Origin of the sequence: Litchfieldella xinjiangensis (assembly GCF_000759345.1) — a bacterium.
In the GTDB taxonomy this organism is placed as follows: Bacteria; Pseudomonadota; Gammaproteobacteria; order Pseudomonadales; family Halomonadaceae; genus Litchfieldella_A; species Litchfieldella_A xinjiangensis.
The window spans coordinates 574,491-588,896 of sequence record NZ_JPZL01000001.1 but is presented as its reverse complement, the minus strand read 5'-3'; the positions used below and the strand labels follow the sequence as shown (position 1 = coordinate 588,896).

The 14,406-nt window shown below is 61.4% G+C and carries 13 protein-coding genes and 1 other RNA gene; 10 read left to right on the top strand and 4 right to left on the bottom strand.

Annotated features, from left to right (window positions below):
- Window positions 1-35: 35 nt before the first annotated feature.
- From JH15_RS02805 to JH15_RS02790, 4 genes are read right to left on the bottom strand one after another with little or no spacing between them, the layout of a single operon-like run.
- Window positions 36-614, bottom strand: a complete 579-nt coding sequence (locus JH15_RS02805) for a BON domain-containing protein (protein WP_043526800.1) — start codon at window positions 612-614, stop codon at window positions 36-38.
- A 5-nt stretch (window positions 615-619) separates the two neighbouring features.
- Window positions 620-1,213 (bottom strand): phosphoheptose isomerase, encoded by a 594-nt coding sequence (locus JH15_RS02800; RefSeq protein ID WP_043526797.1) that lies wholly within the window; start codon window positions 1,211-1,213, stop codon window positions 620-622.
- A gap of 19 nt (window positions 1,214-1,232) precedes the next feature.
- Entirely contained in the window at window positions 1,233-1,601 is a 369-nt protein-coding gene (locus JH15_RS02795) for a YraN family protein (RefSeq protein ID WP_043526795.1), read from the bottom strand.
- Complete coding sequence (locus JH15_RS02790; RefSeq protein ID WP_043526793.1) at window positions 1,585-3,465, bottom strand: penicillin-binding protein activator; 1,881 nt, start codon at window positions 3,463-3,465, stop codon at window positions 1,585-1,587. Before JH15_RS02790 ends, JH15_RS02795 begins: the two co-directional genes overlap by 17 nt.
- Window positions 3,466-3,506: 41 nt before the next feature.
- On the opposite strand from JH15_RS02790, the gene rsmI reads away from it, so the two are divergent.
- The 10 genes from rsmI (at window position 3,507) to ftsW (ending at window position 14,406) form a co-directional block, all read left to right on the top strand.
- Window positions 3,507-4,361 (top strand): 16S rRNA (cytidine(1402)-2'-O)-methyltransferase, encoded by an 855-nt coding sequence (gene rsmI / locus JH15_RS02785; protein WP_043526791.1) that lies wholly within the window; start codon window positions 3,507-3,509, stop codon window positions 4,359-4,361.
- A 33-nt stretch (window positions 4,362-4,394) separates the two neighbouring features.
- Window positions 4,395-4,744, top strand: an RNA gene (rnpB, locus tag JH15_RS17480) — RNase P RNA component class A.
- 78 nt (window positions 4,745-4,822) lie between these two features.
- Complete coding sequence (gene rsmH / locus JH15_RS02780; RefSeq protein ID WP_043526789.1) at window positions 4,823-5,773, top strand: 16S rRNA (cytosine(1402)-N(4))-methyltransferase RsmH; 951 nt, start codon at window positions 4,823-4,825, stop codon at window positions 5,771-5,773.
- A gap of 9 nt (window positions 5,774-5,782) precedes the next feature.
- Entirely contained in the window at window positions 5,783-6,082 is a 300-nt protein-coding gene (gene ftsL, locus JH15_RS02775) for a cell division protein FtsL (RefSeq protein WP_043526787.1), read from the top strand.
- Window positions 6,079-7,779, top strand: coding sequence for a peptidoglycan D,D-transpeptidase FtsI family protein (locus JH15_RS02770; RefSeq protein WP_043526784.1), 1,701 nt, complete (start codon window positions 6,079-6,081; stop codon window positions 7,777-7,779). The genes ftsL and JH15_RS02770 overlap by 4 nt, the downstream gene beginning before the upstream one ends.
- Window positions 7,780-7,824: 45 nt before the next feature.
- Window positions 7,825-9,333 carry a UDP-N-acetylmuramoyl-L-alanyl-D-glutamate--2,6-diaminopimelate ligase gene (locus JH15_RS02765; RefSeq protein WP_043526782.1) on the top strand — a complete coding sequence of 503 codons (1,509 nt, stop codon included), beginning with the start codon at window positions 7,825-7,827 and terminating at the stop codon, window positions 9,331-9,333.
- On the top strand, window positions 9,330-10,700 hold the full coding sequence (locus JH15_RS02760; protein WP_043526779.1) for a UDP-N-acetylmuramoyl-tripeptide--D-alanyl-D-alanine ligase: 1,371 nt from the start codon (window positions 9,330-9,332) through the stop codon (window positions 10,698-10,700). Before JH15_RS02765 ends, JH15_RS02760 begins: the two co-directional genes overlap by 4 nt.
- A gap of 9 nt (window positions 10,701-10,709) precedes the next feature.
- Complete coding sequence (gene mraY / locus JH15_RS02755) at window positions 10,710-11,792, top strand: phospho-N-acetylmuramoyl-pentapeptide-transferase (RefSeq protein WP_043526777.1); 1,083 nt, start codon at window positions 10,710-10,712, stop codon at window positions 11,790-11,792.
- A 36-nt stretch (window positions 11,793-11,828) separates the two neighbouring features.
- Entirely contained in the window at window positions 11,829-13,205 is a 1,377-nt protein-coding gene (gene murD, locus JH15_RS02750) for a UDP-N-acetylmuramoyl-L-alanine--D-glutamate ligase (protein WP_043526775.1), read from the top strand.
- A gap of 4 nt (window positions 13,206-13,209) precedes the next feature.
- Entirely contained in the window at window positions 13,210-14,406 is a 1,197-nt protein-coding gene (gene ftsW, locus JH15_RS02745; protein ID WP_043526773.1) for a putative lipid II flippase FtsW, read from the top strand.

Here is a 14,406-nt window from a genome sequence, read left to right as displayed (position 1 = left end):
CAATGCCCGCCGTGCAACCGTGCTAGATCTCGCTATCAGTCGAGATATTCGAACACTTTGACGATGCGTTGTACCCCGCCAATGTCAGAGATGGCATTGACCACTCGGTCGCCTTCCGCCCGCGTCACCAAGCCCATCAAGTAGACGCTGCCATTCTCGGTAACGGCGCGGATTCGTCCGGCATCGATGTTTTCGTTCCCGATGAGTCGCGTACGGATGCGAGCTGTGACCCAAGTATCGTTGGTGCGCTGGGCCAGCGGAATGTTGGCAGCCACGGCCAGTTCGTTGTGTACCTGGCGAACATTGCGCACTTCCTTGGCAATGTTCATGGCCTTTTCCTTGAGTTCGTCACTCGGCACCTGGCCGCTCAGTAGGACCACGCCGTTATAACTGTCCACATTGACTCGAGCATCGTTGAAGCGGGCGTCCTGGTGGCTAAGGTTATGCCGGATTTTGGTCTCGATGCTCTGATCTTCGACCTGGGAGCCAAAGGTGCGCTCACCATAGTTTTCCTGAACGGGCCCTTGGTGGGTGGCGCTGGTCAGTGTGGTGCATCCACTGAGAGCCAAAGCCAGGCCCAGCAGGGCGGGGGTCACAAATTTCGCTGTTTTCATTCTCTCTACTCGCTGCCGCCGAAGAGTTGCTCATCAATCAGGTCGCACAGGCAGTGTATCACCAGTAGATGCACTTCCTGGATGCGGGCCGTGGAGGTGGCCGGAACGCGAATTTCGCAATCGTCCTGACCCAGTAGCGAGGCCATGTTGCCGCCGTCTCTGCCCGTGAGGGCGACCACGGCCATATCGCGATCATGGGCTGCCTGGATGGCTTGTACCACATTGGCGGAATTGCCGCTGGTGGAGATGGCCAGCAAGACGTCGCCGGGTTGCCCCAGGGCGCGTATCTGCTTGGAAAAGACGTCGTTGTAACTGTAGTCGTTGGCAATCGAGGTCAGTGTCGATGTATCGGTGGTCAATGCAAGCGCAGGTAGGCTGGGGCGTTCCCGCTCGAAGCGATTGAGCAGTTCGGATGAAAAATGCTGACTGTCGCCGGCACTCCCCCCATTGCCGCAAGCGAGGATCTTTCCCTCGCTGACCAGGCATTGAACCATCATCTGGCTAGCGACTTCGATGAAAGGGGGGAGCACTTCGCTGGCATAGGTCTTGGTATCGATACTGGCATTGAAGTGGCCGAGAATGCGCGCTTGGAAATCCATTGCTAGGGTCCTATGGCCGTCAGAACGCTTCGAAGGCTGCTTGTACCCAGAGAAACTCCAGGTCGGGGGCATGCCCGGTAACAGCAATAACATCGAAGCGGCAGGGACATGATAAGTTGTTCCGCATCAGATAAAAACGTGCAGCCTTGATGAGGCGGCGCTGCTTGGTTGGGGTCACGGTTTCGAGGGGGTGGCCATGGCGTGCGTTAGCGCGATGCTTGACCTCTACGAACACCAAGGCATCGCCATCGCGCATCACCAGGTCAAGCTCACCGCCCTTGGCATGCTGATTATGTGCGATGAGGCGTAGTCCTCTAGCCTGAAGCCAACTCGCAGCAGCCTGTTCCACGCGTGCGCCCCGTGCGCGAGCATCAGTCGGCCCCGGCATCCGTGGTCTCCGCGTCGGTATTCCGGGTTTCGCGAGCCTCGGTTTCGGTTTCGGTGTCGGCTGAGGTGTCTTCACCGTCTTCGTCATTTGGCTCGTAGTCGTCGAATAGCCCATTGATCAAGGGCGGCTGCGGTATGCCCCCCACGAAGCGTGCCCAGGGAAGAAGCCGCACGATTCGTCCATCCTCGGCCGGGCTGAGAAGGCCGGTGGCGCCGTAAAGTTCGCTGTCGGGAATCAACTGAAACTGGGGTAACCGGCGCCCCAATTCATAGGCATCGACGCCCATGGCGGTCAGCTTGAGCAAGGCCGGATCGTTGTCTTCCTGCAGGTCCCGGTAACTCGCCAGGAAGGGCAGGGCTTCTTCACCCCCTACAGCGGCGTCGGGAATCATCCAGGGGATATCAATGAACAGTACCCCATTGAGATCGTGGTCATCCCGCGGGCGCGGTTTGCCTTCGTACAGGTGCGATGTCCCGTAGATAGGCAGATCCCCTGCATAGTAGTACTCCAGGGTGGGGGGAACCTGGCGGGCGTAGCTGGGCAGGGCCAGCAGGAATAGCATGTCCATGCCATCCAGGCGCGCACGCTCTCCCCGCACGTTCACCAAGGGTTCGATGGCCGAGGCCACGGGGGCCTGCGGATCGTAGCGAATGGCGGACCCTACCTCGCCACCTTCGGCCTGCCAGGCCTGACGGAACGCTTCCTCGACACGCCAGCCCCATTCGTTGTTAGGCACGAGTAAGGCGCTGCGACGCTTGCCGTCGGCATAAGCGCGTTTCGCCACTTGGCGCGCTTCGTCTTCAGCGGAAAGGCCATACTGGAACAGGTCGCGAGCCGAGTTTTGCCGACCTTCGCCGTAATTAAGCGCCAATGTCGGTAATGGCACGCTGCCGCGCTGCTCGAGCTCGGTGACCAGGCGTTTGTCCAGTGGGCCGATGACGACCTGGGCGCCGGTCATCGTGGCTTGCGCATAAAGCGCTTCCAGGTCGCCGTTCTGTGAATCGAAGTACAGCAATTGTGGCGTGGTGTCGCCGCTGTCGACTGCCTGCAAGTGGCGTGTCTGAATCCCTTCACGAATCTTCTGGGCCACGTTGGCCAGCGGGCCGGATTCCGGCAGGAAGACCGCTATACGGCGTACTTCGCGGCCGCGTAGTTCACGTAGGGCCGTGAGATCGGAAGGGGGGCGCCGTGCGGCCGGATGATTGGGATTGCTCTCTCGCCACTGCTCGAAGGCGCGCATCAGGCGGTCGATATCGCTGCTATTGCGGCGTTGCAGCTCGTTGAGGGCCAGCCAGCCGGCTGTCAGAGCGTCGGGCGAGCGTGACAGCTCCTCAAGGGCAGGACGTCCAAGCCGAGAGAGCTGTTTCCAGATGGGATCGTTGAGCTCAGTGCTCTCAGTGGCGTCCTGGACTTCGAGCAAGGCCTCGATGGCCGCTTGGGGCTCTCCCACCATGCCCAGTGCCAGCCCTTGCCGATAGCGCAGCGTCAAATAAGTGTTGCGCTCGAAAGAGAGATCCTCGTCGAGGAGTTGGGTCGCTTCGATCACGCCCCTGGGGTCTTCCTGGTCATAGGCCAGTTCGGAGTAAAGCAGTGCCCAGCGTATGCGAGCCTCGTCGGAAAGCCGATCGGCGTCGAGATCGCTGACGATGTCCAGCGCCTGCGTCTCCTGGCCTTGCCGTGCTAGGATACTCGCCGCTTCCAGACGCGTGGTTGCGGCCTGCTCAGGTGCTTGCTGTTCGGCACGCTGCAGCAGCTCGTCCGGCTGGGGGTCGTCCATTCGCTGGCCCACATCCATGGGTGCGCATCCGGCGATGAAAAGCATCACTATTGCGGCGGCCAGCAAGCCGCGTCGCGAAGTTGGCATCAATCCTGTCCCTGACTCGATAACTGGCTTTCGGAATCGTAATGACTGATTCAGCTTATGGCGCATTGTACGTGGTCGCCACGCCGATTGGGAATCTTGACGATCTGTCACCCCGCGCGGCTCGTACCTTGGGAGAGGTCGCCCTGGTCGCTGCCGAGGACACCCGTCATAGCGCCCGACTGTTGCGGCATCTGGGAATTTCTCAGCCGATGCTTTCCTTGCACGAGCATAACGAGGCCGATCGCGTTGCACGCATTGCTGATCATCTCGAAGCAGGTAGGGATGTGGCGTTGATCAGCGATGCAGGAACCCCGCTGATCAGCGATCCCGGCTTCGTGCTGGTGCGTGAGCTTCGCAAGGCCGGGCATCGTATCGTCCCGGTACCTGGCCCATGTGCCTTGGTGGCTGCGTTGTCGGCGGCCGGTCTGCCCACCGATAGCTTTCAATTCAGTGGCTTTCTCCCAGCCAAGCGCGGGCCGCGTCAGGCTCGGCTGGCATCGCTCGAGCATCGCCTTGAGACGCTGGTGTTCTATGAGTCTCCCCATCGGATCAGCCAGACGCTCGAAGATATAGCCAGCGTGTTCGGGGCCCGTCATGTCGTACTCGGGCGCGAATTGACCAAGACCTTCGAAACGTTCCTCGAGGGCGATGCAACGACACTGCTCGGGCGCATGGAACATGACCCCGATCAGGCGCGAGGGGAGTTCGTGGTCATGGTGGCCGGTTCGCAGCGGCAGGCCGAATCGGCGCAAGCGGTCGAGGCCACTAACCTGCTTTCGGCGCTTCTCGCAGAGGGACTGGGAGTCAAGCAGGTCGCGTCGGTGGCGGCGCGCGTGCTGGGCGGCTCGAAGAAGTCCTGGTACGAGCAGGCACAAGCTCTCAAGGACGGTGCTTGAGGGGGCTCGGCGGCACTGGTATTCTTCGCCTCGGGAGTTGGCCAGACAGTCGCCGCCGACCTTGGTCGGGGGAGGAAAGTCCGGGCTCCATAGGGCAGGGTGCCAGGTAATGCCTGGGCGGCGTGAGCCGACGGAAAGTGCAGCAGAGAGTAGACCGCCTAAGCAGCTTCGCTGCCGGCAAGGGTGAAAGGGTGCGGTAAGAGCGCACCGCGCGCCTGGCAACAGTGCGTGGCATGGTAAACCCCACCTGGAGCAAGACCAAATAGGAACCCTTAGGCGTGGCCCGCGCTGGGTTCGGGTAGGTCGCTCGAGGGCCGTGGTGACGCGGCCCCTAGATGAATGACTGTTCTCGACAGAACCCGGCTTATCGGCCGACTCCTTCCTTCATTCCTGATGCGGGGCACGCGATATCTGCGCCCCGCTTCCTATCGCCCTTGCCTATCGTTTTCATTGAGAGCCGCATGACGTTTCCCCAAAGCCCAGCATCCCCCTATCGTCATGCCAGTGTACTGCTCGAGGGGGCGGTCGACGCGCTAATCCACGACCCAGCGGGGGCGTATCTGGATGGAACGTTCGGGCGAGGGGGGCATTCCCGTGCAATCCTCGAACGGCTGGCGCCGGAAGGCCGCCTGCTGGCGATCGACCGCGATCCACAGGCACTCGACGAAGCCCGTAATATCGATGACGCGCGCTTTACCATCGAGCAGGGAGAATTCGCCCATTTGCGAGCGCTGGCGGCGCAGCATGGTCTCGACGGCCGTCTTTCGGGAATCCTTCTGGACATCGGTGTCTCTTCCCCGCAGCTCGACGATCCCGATCGAGGGTTCAGTTTCCTGCGTGACGGCCCACTGGATATGCGCATGGACCCGACCCAAGGGGAGAGCGCTGCCAAATGGCTGAGCCATGCGAGCGTCGACGAAATGGCCCGCATCTTCAAGAGCTATGGCGAAGAACGCTTTGCCAAGCGCATTGCCCGAGCCATTGCCGAGCGGCGTCAAACGCAGCCTTTCGAACGCACTCAGGATCTGGCCGAAGTCATCAAAGCAGCCCATCCCGCCTGGGAAAAAGGCAAGCATCCGGCGACACGTGTTTTCCAGGCGATGCGCATCCATCTCAATGGCGAACTGGAGCAGCTTGATGCCGCTCTGTACGCCGCGCTCGATGCCCTGTCGCCAGGAGGTCATCTCGTGGTGATCAGTTTCCATTCGCTGGAAGATCGGCGAGTGAAACGCTTCATTCGCGACCAGGCGCGTGGAGATACCCACTTGCCCCGCGGCATGCCTATCCGAGAAGATCAGCTCAATCGACGTCTCGAACCGGTGGGCAAGGCGCAACGTCCCGGAGCCGACGAGGTCGAGGCCAATCCCCGCTCGCGGAGCGCCGTGATGCGTGTCGCGCGCAAGCTTGCCTAAGGGACCTCCATGAGTCGGAAACGCGTCATCTTTACCTCGCTTGGTCTTCGCCTGGGGCTCGTCTCGCTGCTGACCCTCCTGGTATTGGCGAGTGCGACGGCTGCCGTCACGGCCAGTCACCTGACACGTGAACAGTATGCGCGACTTCAGCAGTTGGAACGCGAGCAGAACCAATTGCAGACCGAGTGGGGGCAGTTACTGCTCGAGGAGAGCGCCTGGTCGTCTCCAGCGCGCATCGAGCGGCTGGCAGTGGAGCGTCTGGAGATGCGCTTGCCGGATATCAATGAAGTCGAGGTCATTCGCCCATGAGAGCAGAAGGCAGCAATGCCGCGACTCCTCGCCGCCCACCACCCATGCAACCCCTGGGTGGGCTTCGCTATGGGCTGATGCTGCTGTTGGTACTGTTGGCATTGGGCGCGTTGACGGGCCGAATCGTCTACCTGCATGTCATTGACCGTACCTTTCTCCAGGGGCAGGGCGATGCCCGTACGCTGAGGGTAGATCCGATACCCGCTCACCGAGGCATGATTACCGATCGCAACGGGGAGCCGTTGGCAATCTCCACGCCCGTGGTGACGTTATGGGCCAATCCGCAGGAACTGCCTCCCGACGACATTCAGCGCTTGATGTTGGCGCGTGCCCTTGAGGTCGACCTCGATGAGTTCAATTCAAGGGTCTCGCGCTATGCCGAACGTGAATTCATGTTCCTGCGTCGTCAGATGACCCCGGAAGCAGCCCAGCGCATCCTCGACCTCGGTCTGCCCGGTGTCTACGCCCAGAACGAGTACAAGCGTTACTATCCTTCGGGGGAGGTCACGGCGCAGTTGCTTGGTGTGACGAATGTCGACGACCAGGGCCAGGAGGGGCTGGAGCTTGCCTATCAGCCCTACCTGTCTGGTACGCCTGGTCAGCGCCGGGTGCTCAAGGACCGCAAGGGGCGATTGGTGCGTGACCTGCACATGCTACGCGAAGCCCGGCCCGGCGGAGACCTGGTACTCTCCATCGATCAGCGTCTTCAATACATGGCCTACCGTGAGCTCAAGGCGGCCGTTGCCGAGCATGGTGCCGACGGCGGGTCGCTGGTGATGATGGACGCCTTGACGGGAGAGGTGCTGGCGATGGCCAATCAGCCCTCCTATAACCCCAACAATCGTGCCGGTCTCGACCCACGCGGCTTACGCAACCAGGCCATCGTCGATGTCTTCGAGCCGGGGTCGGTCATGAAACCCCTGGCCATGGCAGCCATCCTTGAAAGTGGCCAGTTCGATCGGGATATCGTGGTCGACACCTCTCCAGGCTGGATGCGTATCGATCGCTTCACCATTCGCGACATCCGCAATTATGGTGAACTGGATCTCGCGGGCATTCTCGAGAAATCGTCCAACATTGGCATGTCGAAGCTGGTGCTGGCGCTTGATGACCCCTTGGTAGCGGACAAGTACCGTGCGCTAGGCTTTGGCCAAAGTACCGAAACGGGCTTTCCCGGTGAAGCCACCGGCAGCTTGCCCGCCCCGGTGCGCTGGTCACGCAGTCAGTGGGCAGCGCTTTCCTATGGTTATGGCCTGTCGGTTTCGGCGTTGCAGTTGGCCAGTGCCTATACGGCCTTGGCCAATGGCGGGGTTCGACAATCCCCTTCCTTGCTGAAGCTGGACGAGCCGCCGGTCGGTACGCCGGCGATCGATCCGCAGGTAGCCCATGACCTGCTGCGCATTCTGGAGGAGTCGGTTCAGGGGCGCAGGGCAGGGGTGACGGGCTATCGTGTCGCCGGCAAGACCGGTACGGTGAGAAAAAGCTCATCGAGCGGTTACATGGAAAACGCCTATCGCAGCGTATTCGCCGGTATCGCCCCGGTGTCGGATCCGCGCATTGTCACCGTGGTCATGATCGATCACCCGCGTGGTGAGGAATATTACGGTGGCGCCGTTGCCGCCCCGGTATTCTCTCGGGTAACCGGCAATGCGCTGCGCTTGCTGGATGTACCGCCAGATCAGCGGTTGTCGCCTTGACTCTCCCTCGCACCCAGCCACGCCCAGTCAGGAGCTAAGTCACGCATGCAAGTCGATTCGCAACGTCTCATCTCGGTGCTGGCGCAGCGTTGGCCAGCCATCGGCGAGGCGATCGAAAACACCCCGCTCGATTCTCGGGTGGCACTGGTCACCGATAGCCGAGAGGTCCATCCCGGCGATGTATTCGTGGCGGTACCGGGAAGCCAGGGCGACGGTCGGGACTATATCGATGTCGCTCTTGGGGCCGGGGCCGCTCTGATCCTGTGCCATTGCGACGAGGACGCTCAGCGACATTCCCAGGACCCACGCGTTATTCACCTCGTTGGACTCAAGACCCGACTGGGGCATTTCGGCCAGCAGCTATTCGACGTTCCGGAGACGATGCAGGTCGTCGGAGTGACAGGCACCAACGGCAAGAGCTCGGTGACGCATTATATCGCCGCGCTCAGCGAGGCGCTGGGGCATAAATGCGGTGTGATCGGCACACTGGGGGCTGGGCAGCTCGGTCGACTTCAGGATGTCGGGCTGACGACGCCGGGTCCGTTGGCCTTGCAGGCCTACCTGGGCGAGATGGCCGCTGACGGCGTGACCCGTGTGGCGATGGAGGTATCCTCGCATGCTCTAGACCAACAGCGTCTTGAGGGGTGCCTTCTCGAGGTCGGGGTATATACCAACCTGAGTCGCGACCATCTCGATTATCACGGCAGCATGGCGGCTTACGCCGCTGCCAAGGCTGCGCTGTTCAAGCGAGAGGAGCTCTCGCTTGCCGTGGTCAATGCCAACGATGGGTTGGCCAGGCTCATGCTGGCGGGACTGCGCCCGGGCGTCAGAGTATTGGCCGTGGGTGACGATGAGGCCACTACGCTACGCGTTCTCGACTGGCAGCCCCACGAAACGGGGCAGCGCGCATTGATCGCCGGCCCGGCAGGGGAGTTTGCCTTGTCCCTGGAACTCATGGGACGTTTCAACCTGGATAATCTCTTGCTGGCCATGGCGGTGTTGTATGGTCTCGGCGAAGATCTGGATGCCTTGGCTGAGTTGGCCAACCAGGTATCAGCGGTGCCGGGGCGAATGCAACTACTTGCTCGCCCTGGCCAACCCAGCGTCGTCATCGACTACGCACATACGCCCGACGCCCTGAGCAATGCGCTGACTGCACTTCGGGCGCATCTCGGTAATCGGGGGCGGCTGTGGTGCGTGTTCGGCTGCGGGGGGGATCGTGATGTCGGCAAGCGTCCCCAGATGGGGCAGGTAGTCGAGTCCCTGGCTGACGAGGTCATCATTACTGACGATAACCCCCGACATGAGCGTGCCGAAGCGATCCGTGAGCAGATTATTGCCGGGCTGACGCCAGCGGGGCGTCAGTCGGCGAGGGCGGTGGAAGGTCGCCAGCGCGCTATTGAATACGCCGTCTCGACCGCTGCGTCCGAAGATGTGATTCTGATTGCAGGCAAGGGACATGAGCCTTACCAGGAAATTGCAGGGGTGCGTCATTCGTTTTCGGATGTCGCCGTGGCCGAGGCAGGCCTGGACCTTCGTGGGGTGCGCTCATGAGCCGTTGCGGGCTGGAAACGCTGGCTAATATCGCCGCTCTGTTGGGGGCGGATTCTTCGGTTGCGTATGATATCGACATCGAGTCGATCACTACCGACACGCGGCGGGCGGCCCACGGTGCCCTTTTCATCGCCTTGATCGGTGAGCGTTTCGACGGCCATGACTATCTCGCCGAGGCTCGCCAGGCGGGGGCCTGTGCGGCCATTGTCTCACGACGCGTCGACGATCCGCTCCCCCAGGTGGTGGTGCCCGATACGCGACTGGCTCTGGGGCTGCTGGGGCAGGCTCGACGCCAGGCATGGCCAGGACGGCTGGTAGCCGTGACCGGTAATAGCGGCAAGACCACCGTCAAGGAGATGTTGGCAGGCCTGTTGCGCCGCCAGGGTGAGACCCTGGCTACCCGTGGCAACCTCAATAACGACATTGGGGCGCCACTGACCCTGCTGGAGCTGACGCCTGAGCATCGCCACGCGGTCATCGAACTCGGCGCCAACCATCTGGGGGAAATAGCCTGGACCACGGCGCTGGCGATTCCCGATGTCGTGGTGATTACCAACGTGACGGGGGCTCACGTTGGAGAATTCGGCGGCATGGGAAACATTGCCCAGGCCAAGGCGGAGATCCTCGGTGGGCTGCCGGAAAGCGGCAAGGCCATTCTCAACCGGGACGACCGTTACTATGCGGTCTGGCGCTGCCTTGCAGGCGAGCATGCCGTCATCGATTTCGGTCTGTCTCCGTTGGCGAGAATGACCGCACGCGAACTGGTCGTCGACGCATCGGGACGGTATGCTTTCACGCTGGTTTTCGATGGCCAGGCCCTGGGGCGGGTATCCCTCGCGCTACTGGGGCGTCATAACGTGCTCAACGCCCTCGCCGCTGCCGCGGCAGCGGTGGCCATGGGGCTCGATGCATCCGAGCTGGTCGAGGGGCTTTGCGCCCTACAGCCGTTGTCAGGCCGCATGACGGCGTCCATGGGAATCCGGGCGACACGGCTACTCGACGATACGTATAATGCCAACCCCGGTGCGATGCGAGCAGCGATCGAGGTGCTGGGTGAGTTACCCGCACCGCGTTGGTGTTTGCTGGGAGCCATGGGGGAGTTGGGGGAAGAGAGCGAGCGGCTGCACGCCGAAGTCGGTGCCTATGCCGGAAGCAAGGAAATCGATGTTTTGCTGACAGTCGGTGAGGCGGCACAGACCGCGACGGCATCCTTTGGCGGTGCCGGGCGACATTTCGAGGATTGGGAGGCCATGGCTCGCTATGCCCGGGAGCACCTCCCCACGGGGGCCAGTGTGCTGGTCAAAGGTTCGCGCAGTGCCGGCATGGAACGAGTCGTAGCCGCACTACGTGACGACGCATCAAGGTGAACGCGATACATGTTGCTTTTTCTGGCCAATTACCTGGCGCAATTCCAGAGCGCCTTCAACGTCATCAATTACCTGACGCTACGTATGATTCTCGCCGCCCTGACAGCGTTATTGCTCTGTCTGTGGCTGGGACCGATGATGATTCGCCGCCTGGTCGAACGACAGATCGGCCAGGCCGTGCGCGACGACGGTCCCCAATCCCATCTTTCCAAGGCCGGTACACCGACCATGGGCGGTGCCATGATCCTGATGGCCATCGCTGCAAGTACCCTGCTATGGGGTGACTTGACCAACCACTATATCTGGGTGGTTCTTGCGGTGACGCTGGGGTTCGGTGCGATCGGCTGGGTCGACGACTACCGCAAGGTGGTCGAGAAGAACCCCCGCGGCCTGCCGGCGCGCTGGAAATACTTCTGGCAGTCGGTGGTGGGGCTGGCCGCGGCGATCGTGCTGTACCTGACAGCCGCCGCTCCCGTCGAGACCAGCCTGATCGTGCCACTCTTCAAGGATATCGTGCTGCCGCTGGGTCTGTTCTATATCGTGCTGACCTACCTGGTGATCGTCGGTAGCTCCAATGCCGTGAACTTGACCGACGGGCTCGATGGTCTGGCGATCATGCCCACCGTCATGGTTGCCATGGGGCTTTCGGTATTCGCCTATGCCAGCGGCAATACCGTCTTTGCCGAGTACCTGCATATTCCGGTCATACTCGGTGCGGGGGAACTTGCCGTATTCTGCGGGACCATTGCCGGCGCCGGCCTGGGCTTTCTCTGGTTCAATACCTATCCGGCCCAGGTCTTCATGGGCGATGTTGGTGCACTGGCGCTCGGGGCGGCTCTTGGTGTCGTGGCGGTCATCGTGCGCCAGGAAATCGTCCTGTTCGTCATGGGCGGCGTGTTCGTGATGGAGACCGTATCCGTCATCCTGCAAGTGGGCTCGTACAAGCTGACGGGGCGCCGCATTTTCCGCATGGCCCCGTTGCATCATCATTTCGAGCTCAAAGGGTGGCCGGAGCCGCGTGTCATCGTCCGCTTCTGGATCATCACCGTAGTGTTGGTCCTGCTGGGCCTGTCGACGCTCAAGATCCGCTGACCGACACGAACCCCCATGAGCGGGCAGGAGCGCGCAATGCAGAGTGTGCCGCAGCAAAAGAGCCTGGTGGTGGGGCTGGGTGTATCGGGGCGTGCCATCGCCCGCCATCTGACCCGCCTGAAGCAACCTTTCATTATGGCCGATACCCGCGAATATCCTCCCGGCCTGGAGGCATTTCGAGCGGAGCTTCCCGGGGTCGAGGTACATTGCGGTGACCTGGCCGATCTCGATTTCGATGCGATTGACGAGGTTGTGCTGAGTCCCGGCGTTGCGCCCGATACCCGGGGGCTCGAGAAGATGGCGAATCGCACCTGTGCCACTACGGGTGGTCCTTCCATTATCGGTGAAATTGCCTTGTTCTCGCGGGCATGCCAAGTGCCGGTTGCCGCCATTACCGGGTCGAACGCCAAGTCCACGGTCACCACATTATTGGGTGACATGGCCCGAGATGCAGGCGTCAAGGTCGCGGTAGGCGGTAATCTGGGTACGCCAGCATTGGATCTGCTACACAGCCATCCCGACGCCGAACTGTTCGTATTGGAACTTTCGAGTTTTCAACTCGAGACGACCCCTCTTTTGGGGGCGACAACAGCCGCGTTTCTCAACCTCTCGGATGATCATCTGGATCGGCATGGCAACATGCAGCGCTATCGTCTCGCGAAGCAGGCGATCTTCCAAGGCGCCTCACATGCCTTGGTCAACGCTGACGATTCTCAGACCTGGCCGTTACAGGCCGTGCCGACTCTCGAACGCTTCACCACCCAGCCTCCCGGCGAGGGGGAGTGGGGGGTTGCCGTCCATCAGGCGCAAGACTGGTTGATGCATGGTGAACAGCCGTTGATTCCCTGTCGTTCACTACGCATCCGGGGTCGGCATAACCAGGCCAACGCCCTGGCAGCGCTGGCCATGGGTACCTACTTGGGTCTGCCTCGCGACAGCATGCTCGAAACGTTGAAGCATTTTCCCGGGCTACCCCACCGAGGCGAGTGGGTGGCCGACCTTGATGGGGTCGCATGGATCAACGACTCAAAGGGCACTAATGTCGGTGCGACGCTGGCGGCGATCGAAGGTCTGGGACCCACCCTGTCGGGTCGTTTGATCTTGCTGGCCGGCGGTGTGGGGAAAGGGGCGGACTTCACGCCGTTGGCCGAACCGCTGGCGCGTTATGCCCGTGAGGCGGTGTTGTTCGGTCGTGATGCCTCGCTTATCCAGGCCGCATTGGGCACTCAGGTTCCTGTCATGCGTTGCGACGACCTGGACGCTGCCATGCAGCGCGCTCAGGTCATCGCCCAGCCAGGGGATGTCGTGCTGCTATCGCCCGCCTGTGCCAGCCTCGATCAATTTGCCAATTACGAAGCACGTGGCGAGCTCTTTCGTCGCTGGGTCATGTCCCGTGTACGAGGGCAGGAGTAAAAGAATGCCAAAGGCACGTATCGCTTCGCTTGCCCAGCCTTGTGACGGGTTACTCATCATCGCTGCATTGTCGCTACTGCTCACCGGCTGGGTGATGGTGACCTCGGCCTCGACGGAAGTCGCCTCCGGCCTCACCGGCAATCCTTACTATTTCAGCATTCGTCATGGCATCTTCGTTCTGGTTTCAATGACCGCGGCGATCCTGGTTTCCCGGGTGCCGTTGGCCTGGTGGCGTGTCAACGGTCCGTTCCTGTTGTTGGTAGGCATGGCCCTGTTGTTGCTGGTGCTTCTGGTCGGCCGAGAAGTCAATGGCAGTCGTCGCTGGCTTTCGATACCGGGGGTGCCTTTCAACTTGCAGGCGTCTGAGGTTGCCAAGCTTTGCCTCATCACTTACATGGCTGGGTATCTCGAACGCTTTCTGCCCCAGGTCAGAACCGAATGGGGGGCCTTCCTCAGGCCTTTGATGATCATCGCCTTGTTTGCCTTGTTATTGATTTTCGAGCCCGATTACGGCGCGGTAGTCGTCATGACGGGGTGTGTGATGGGCATGCTGCTCATGGCGGGCGCCCCTTTCATTCGCTTTCTACTGCTGCTGGTCGGCGTCGGTGCCCTGGGCTTCTATATCGCCATCGCCGAGCCTTACCGACTGGCTCGACTCACCAGCTTCGCCGACCCGTGGGCCGATCAGTTCGCCAGTGGTTATCAGCTCACCCAGGCGTTGATCGCCTACGGTAGAGGGCACTGGCTGGGCTTGGGATTAGGTAACAGCGTGCAAAAACTGTTCTACCTTCCCGAAGCGCATACTGACTTCGTGTTTGCCGTGATTGCCGAAGAATTGGGCCTGTTCGGTGCCGTGGCTGTCGTCGGCCTGTTTGCGTTGCTCATCTATCGTGCCTTCAAGGTCGGTCGGCGTGCCGAGCTTGCTCAATTGCCGTTCGCCGCCTACCTCAGTTACGGTATCGCACTGGTCATCGGTAGCCAGGCCTTCATCAATATTGCGGTCAGCACCGGCATGCTCCCAACCAAGGGGTTGACCCTGCCTCTGCTCAGTTATGGGGGGTCCAGCCTCTTGGTCAGTGGCGCCATGATCGGGCTGCTGTTGCGTGTGGACAGCGAAACGCGCCAGGCCATACGACGGGCAAGCCCTGCGGCGCCTCGGTCCGATTCCCGAACGACTTCATCAAGGGCAAGGAGTGCATGA

Bases quoted from the DNA above. Each gene is read 5' to 3' on its own strand.
- JH15_RS02805 (WP_043526800.1), bottom strand. From the start codon at position 614: ATGAAAACAGCGAAATTTGTGACCCCCGCCCTGCTGGGCCTGGCTTTG.
- JH15_RS02800 (WP_043526797.1), bottom strand. From the start codon at position 1,213: ATGGATTTCCAAGCGCGCATTCTCGGCCACTTCAATGCCAGTATCGAT.
- JH15_RS02795 (WP_043526795.1), bottom strand. From the start codon at position 1,601: ATGCCGGGGCCGACTGATGCTCGCGCACGGGGCGCACGCGTGGAACAG.
- JH15_RS02790 (WP_043526793.1), bottom strand. From the start codon at position 3,465: ATGCCAACTTCGCGACGCGGCTTGCTGGCCGCCGCAATAGTGATGCTT.
- rsmI (WP_043526791.1), top strand. From the start codon at position 3,507: ATGACTGATTCAGCTTATGGCGCATTGTACGTGGTCGCCACGCCGATT.
- rsmH (WP_043526789.1), top strand. From the start codon at position 4,823: ATGACGTTTCCCCAAAGCCCAGCATCCCCCTATCGTCATGCCAGTGTA.
- ftsL (WP_043526787.1), top strand. From the start codon at position 5,783: ATGAGTCGGAAACGCGTCATCTTTACCTCGCTTGGTCTTCGCCTGGGG.
- JH15_RS02770 (WP_043526784.1), top strand. From the start codon at position 6,079: ATGAGAGCAGAAGGCAGCAATGCCGCGACTCCTCGCCGCCCACCACCC.
- JH15_RS02765 (WP_043526782.1), top strand. From the start codon at position 7,825: ATGCAAGTCGATTCGCAACGTCTCATCTCGGTGCTGGCGCAGCGTTGG.
- JH15_RS02760 (WP_043526779.1), top strand. From the start codon at position 9,330: ATGAGCCGTTGCGGGCTGGAAACGCTGGCTAATATCGCCGCTCTGTTG.
- mraY (WP_043526777.1), top strand. From the start codon at position 10,710: ATGTTGCTTTTTCTGGCCAATTACCTGGCGCAATTCCAGAGCGCCTTC.
- murD (WP_043526775.1), top strand. From the start codon at position 11,829: ATGCAGAGTGTGCCGCAGCAAAAGAGCCTGGTGGTGGGGCTGGGTGTA.
- ftsW (WP_043526773.1), top strand. From the start codon at position 13,210: ATGCCAAAGGCACGTATCGCTTCGCTTGCCCAGCCTTGTGACGGGTTA.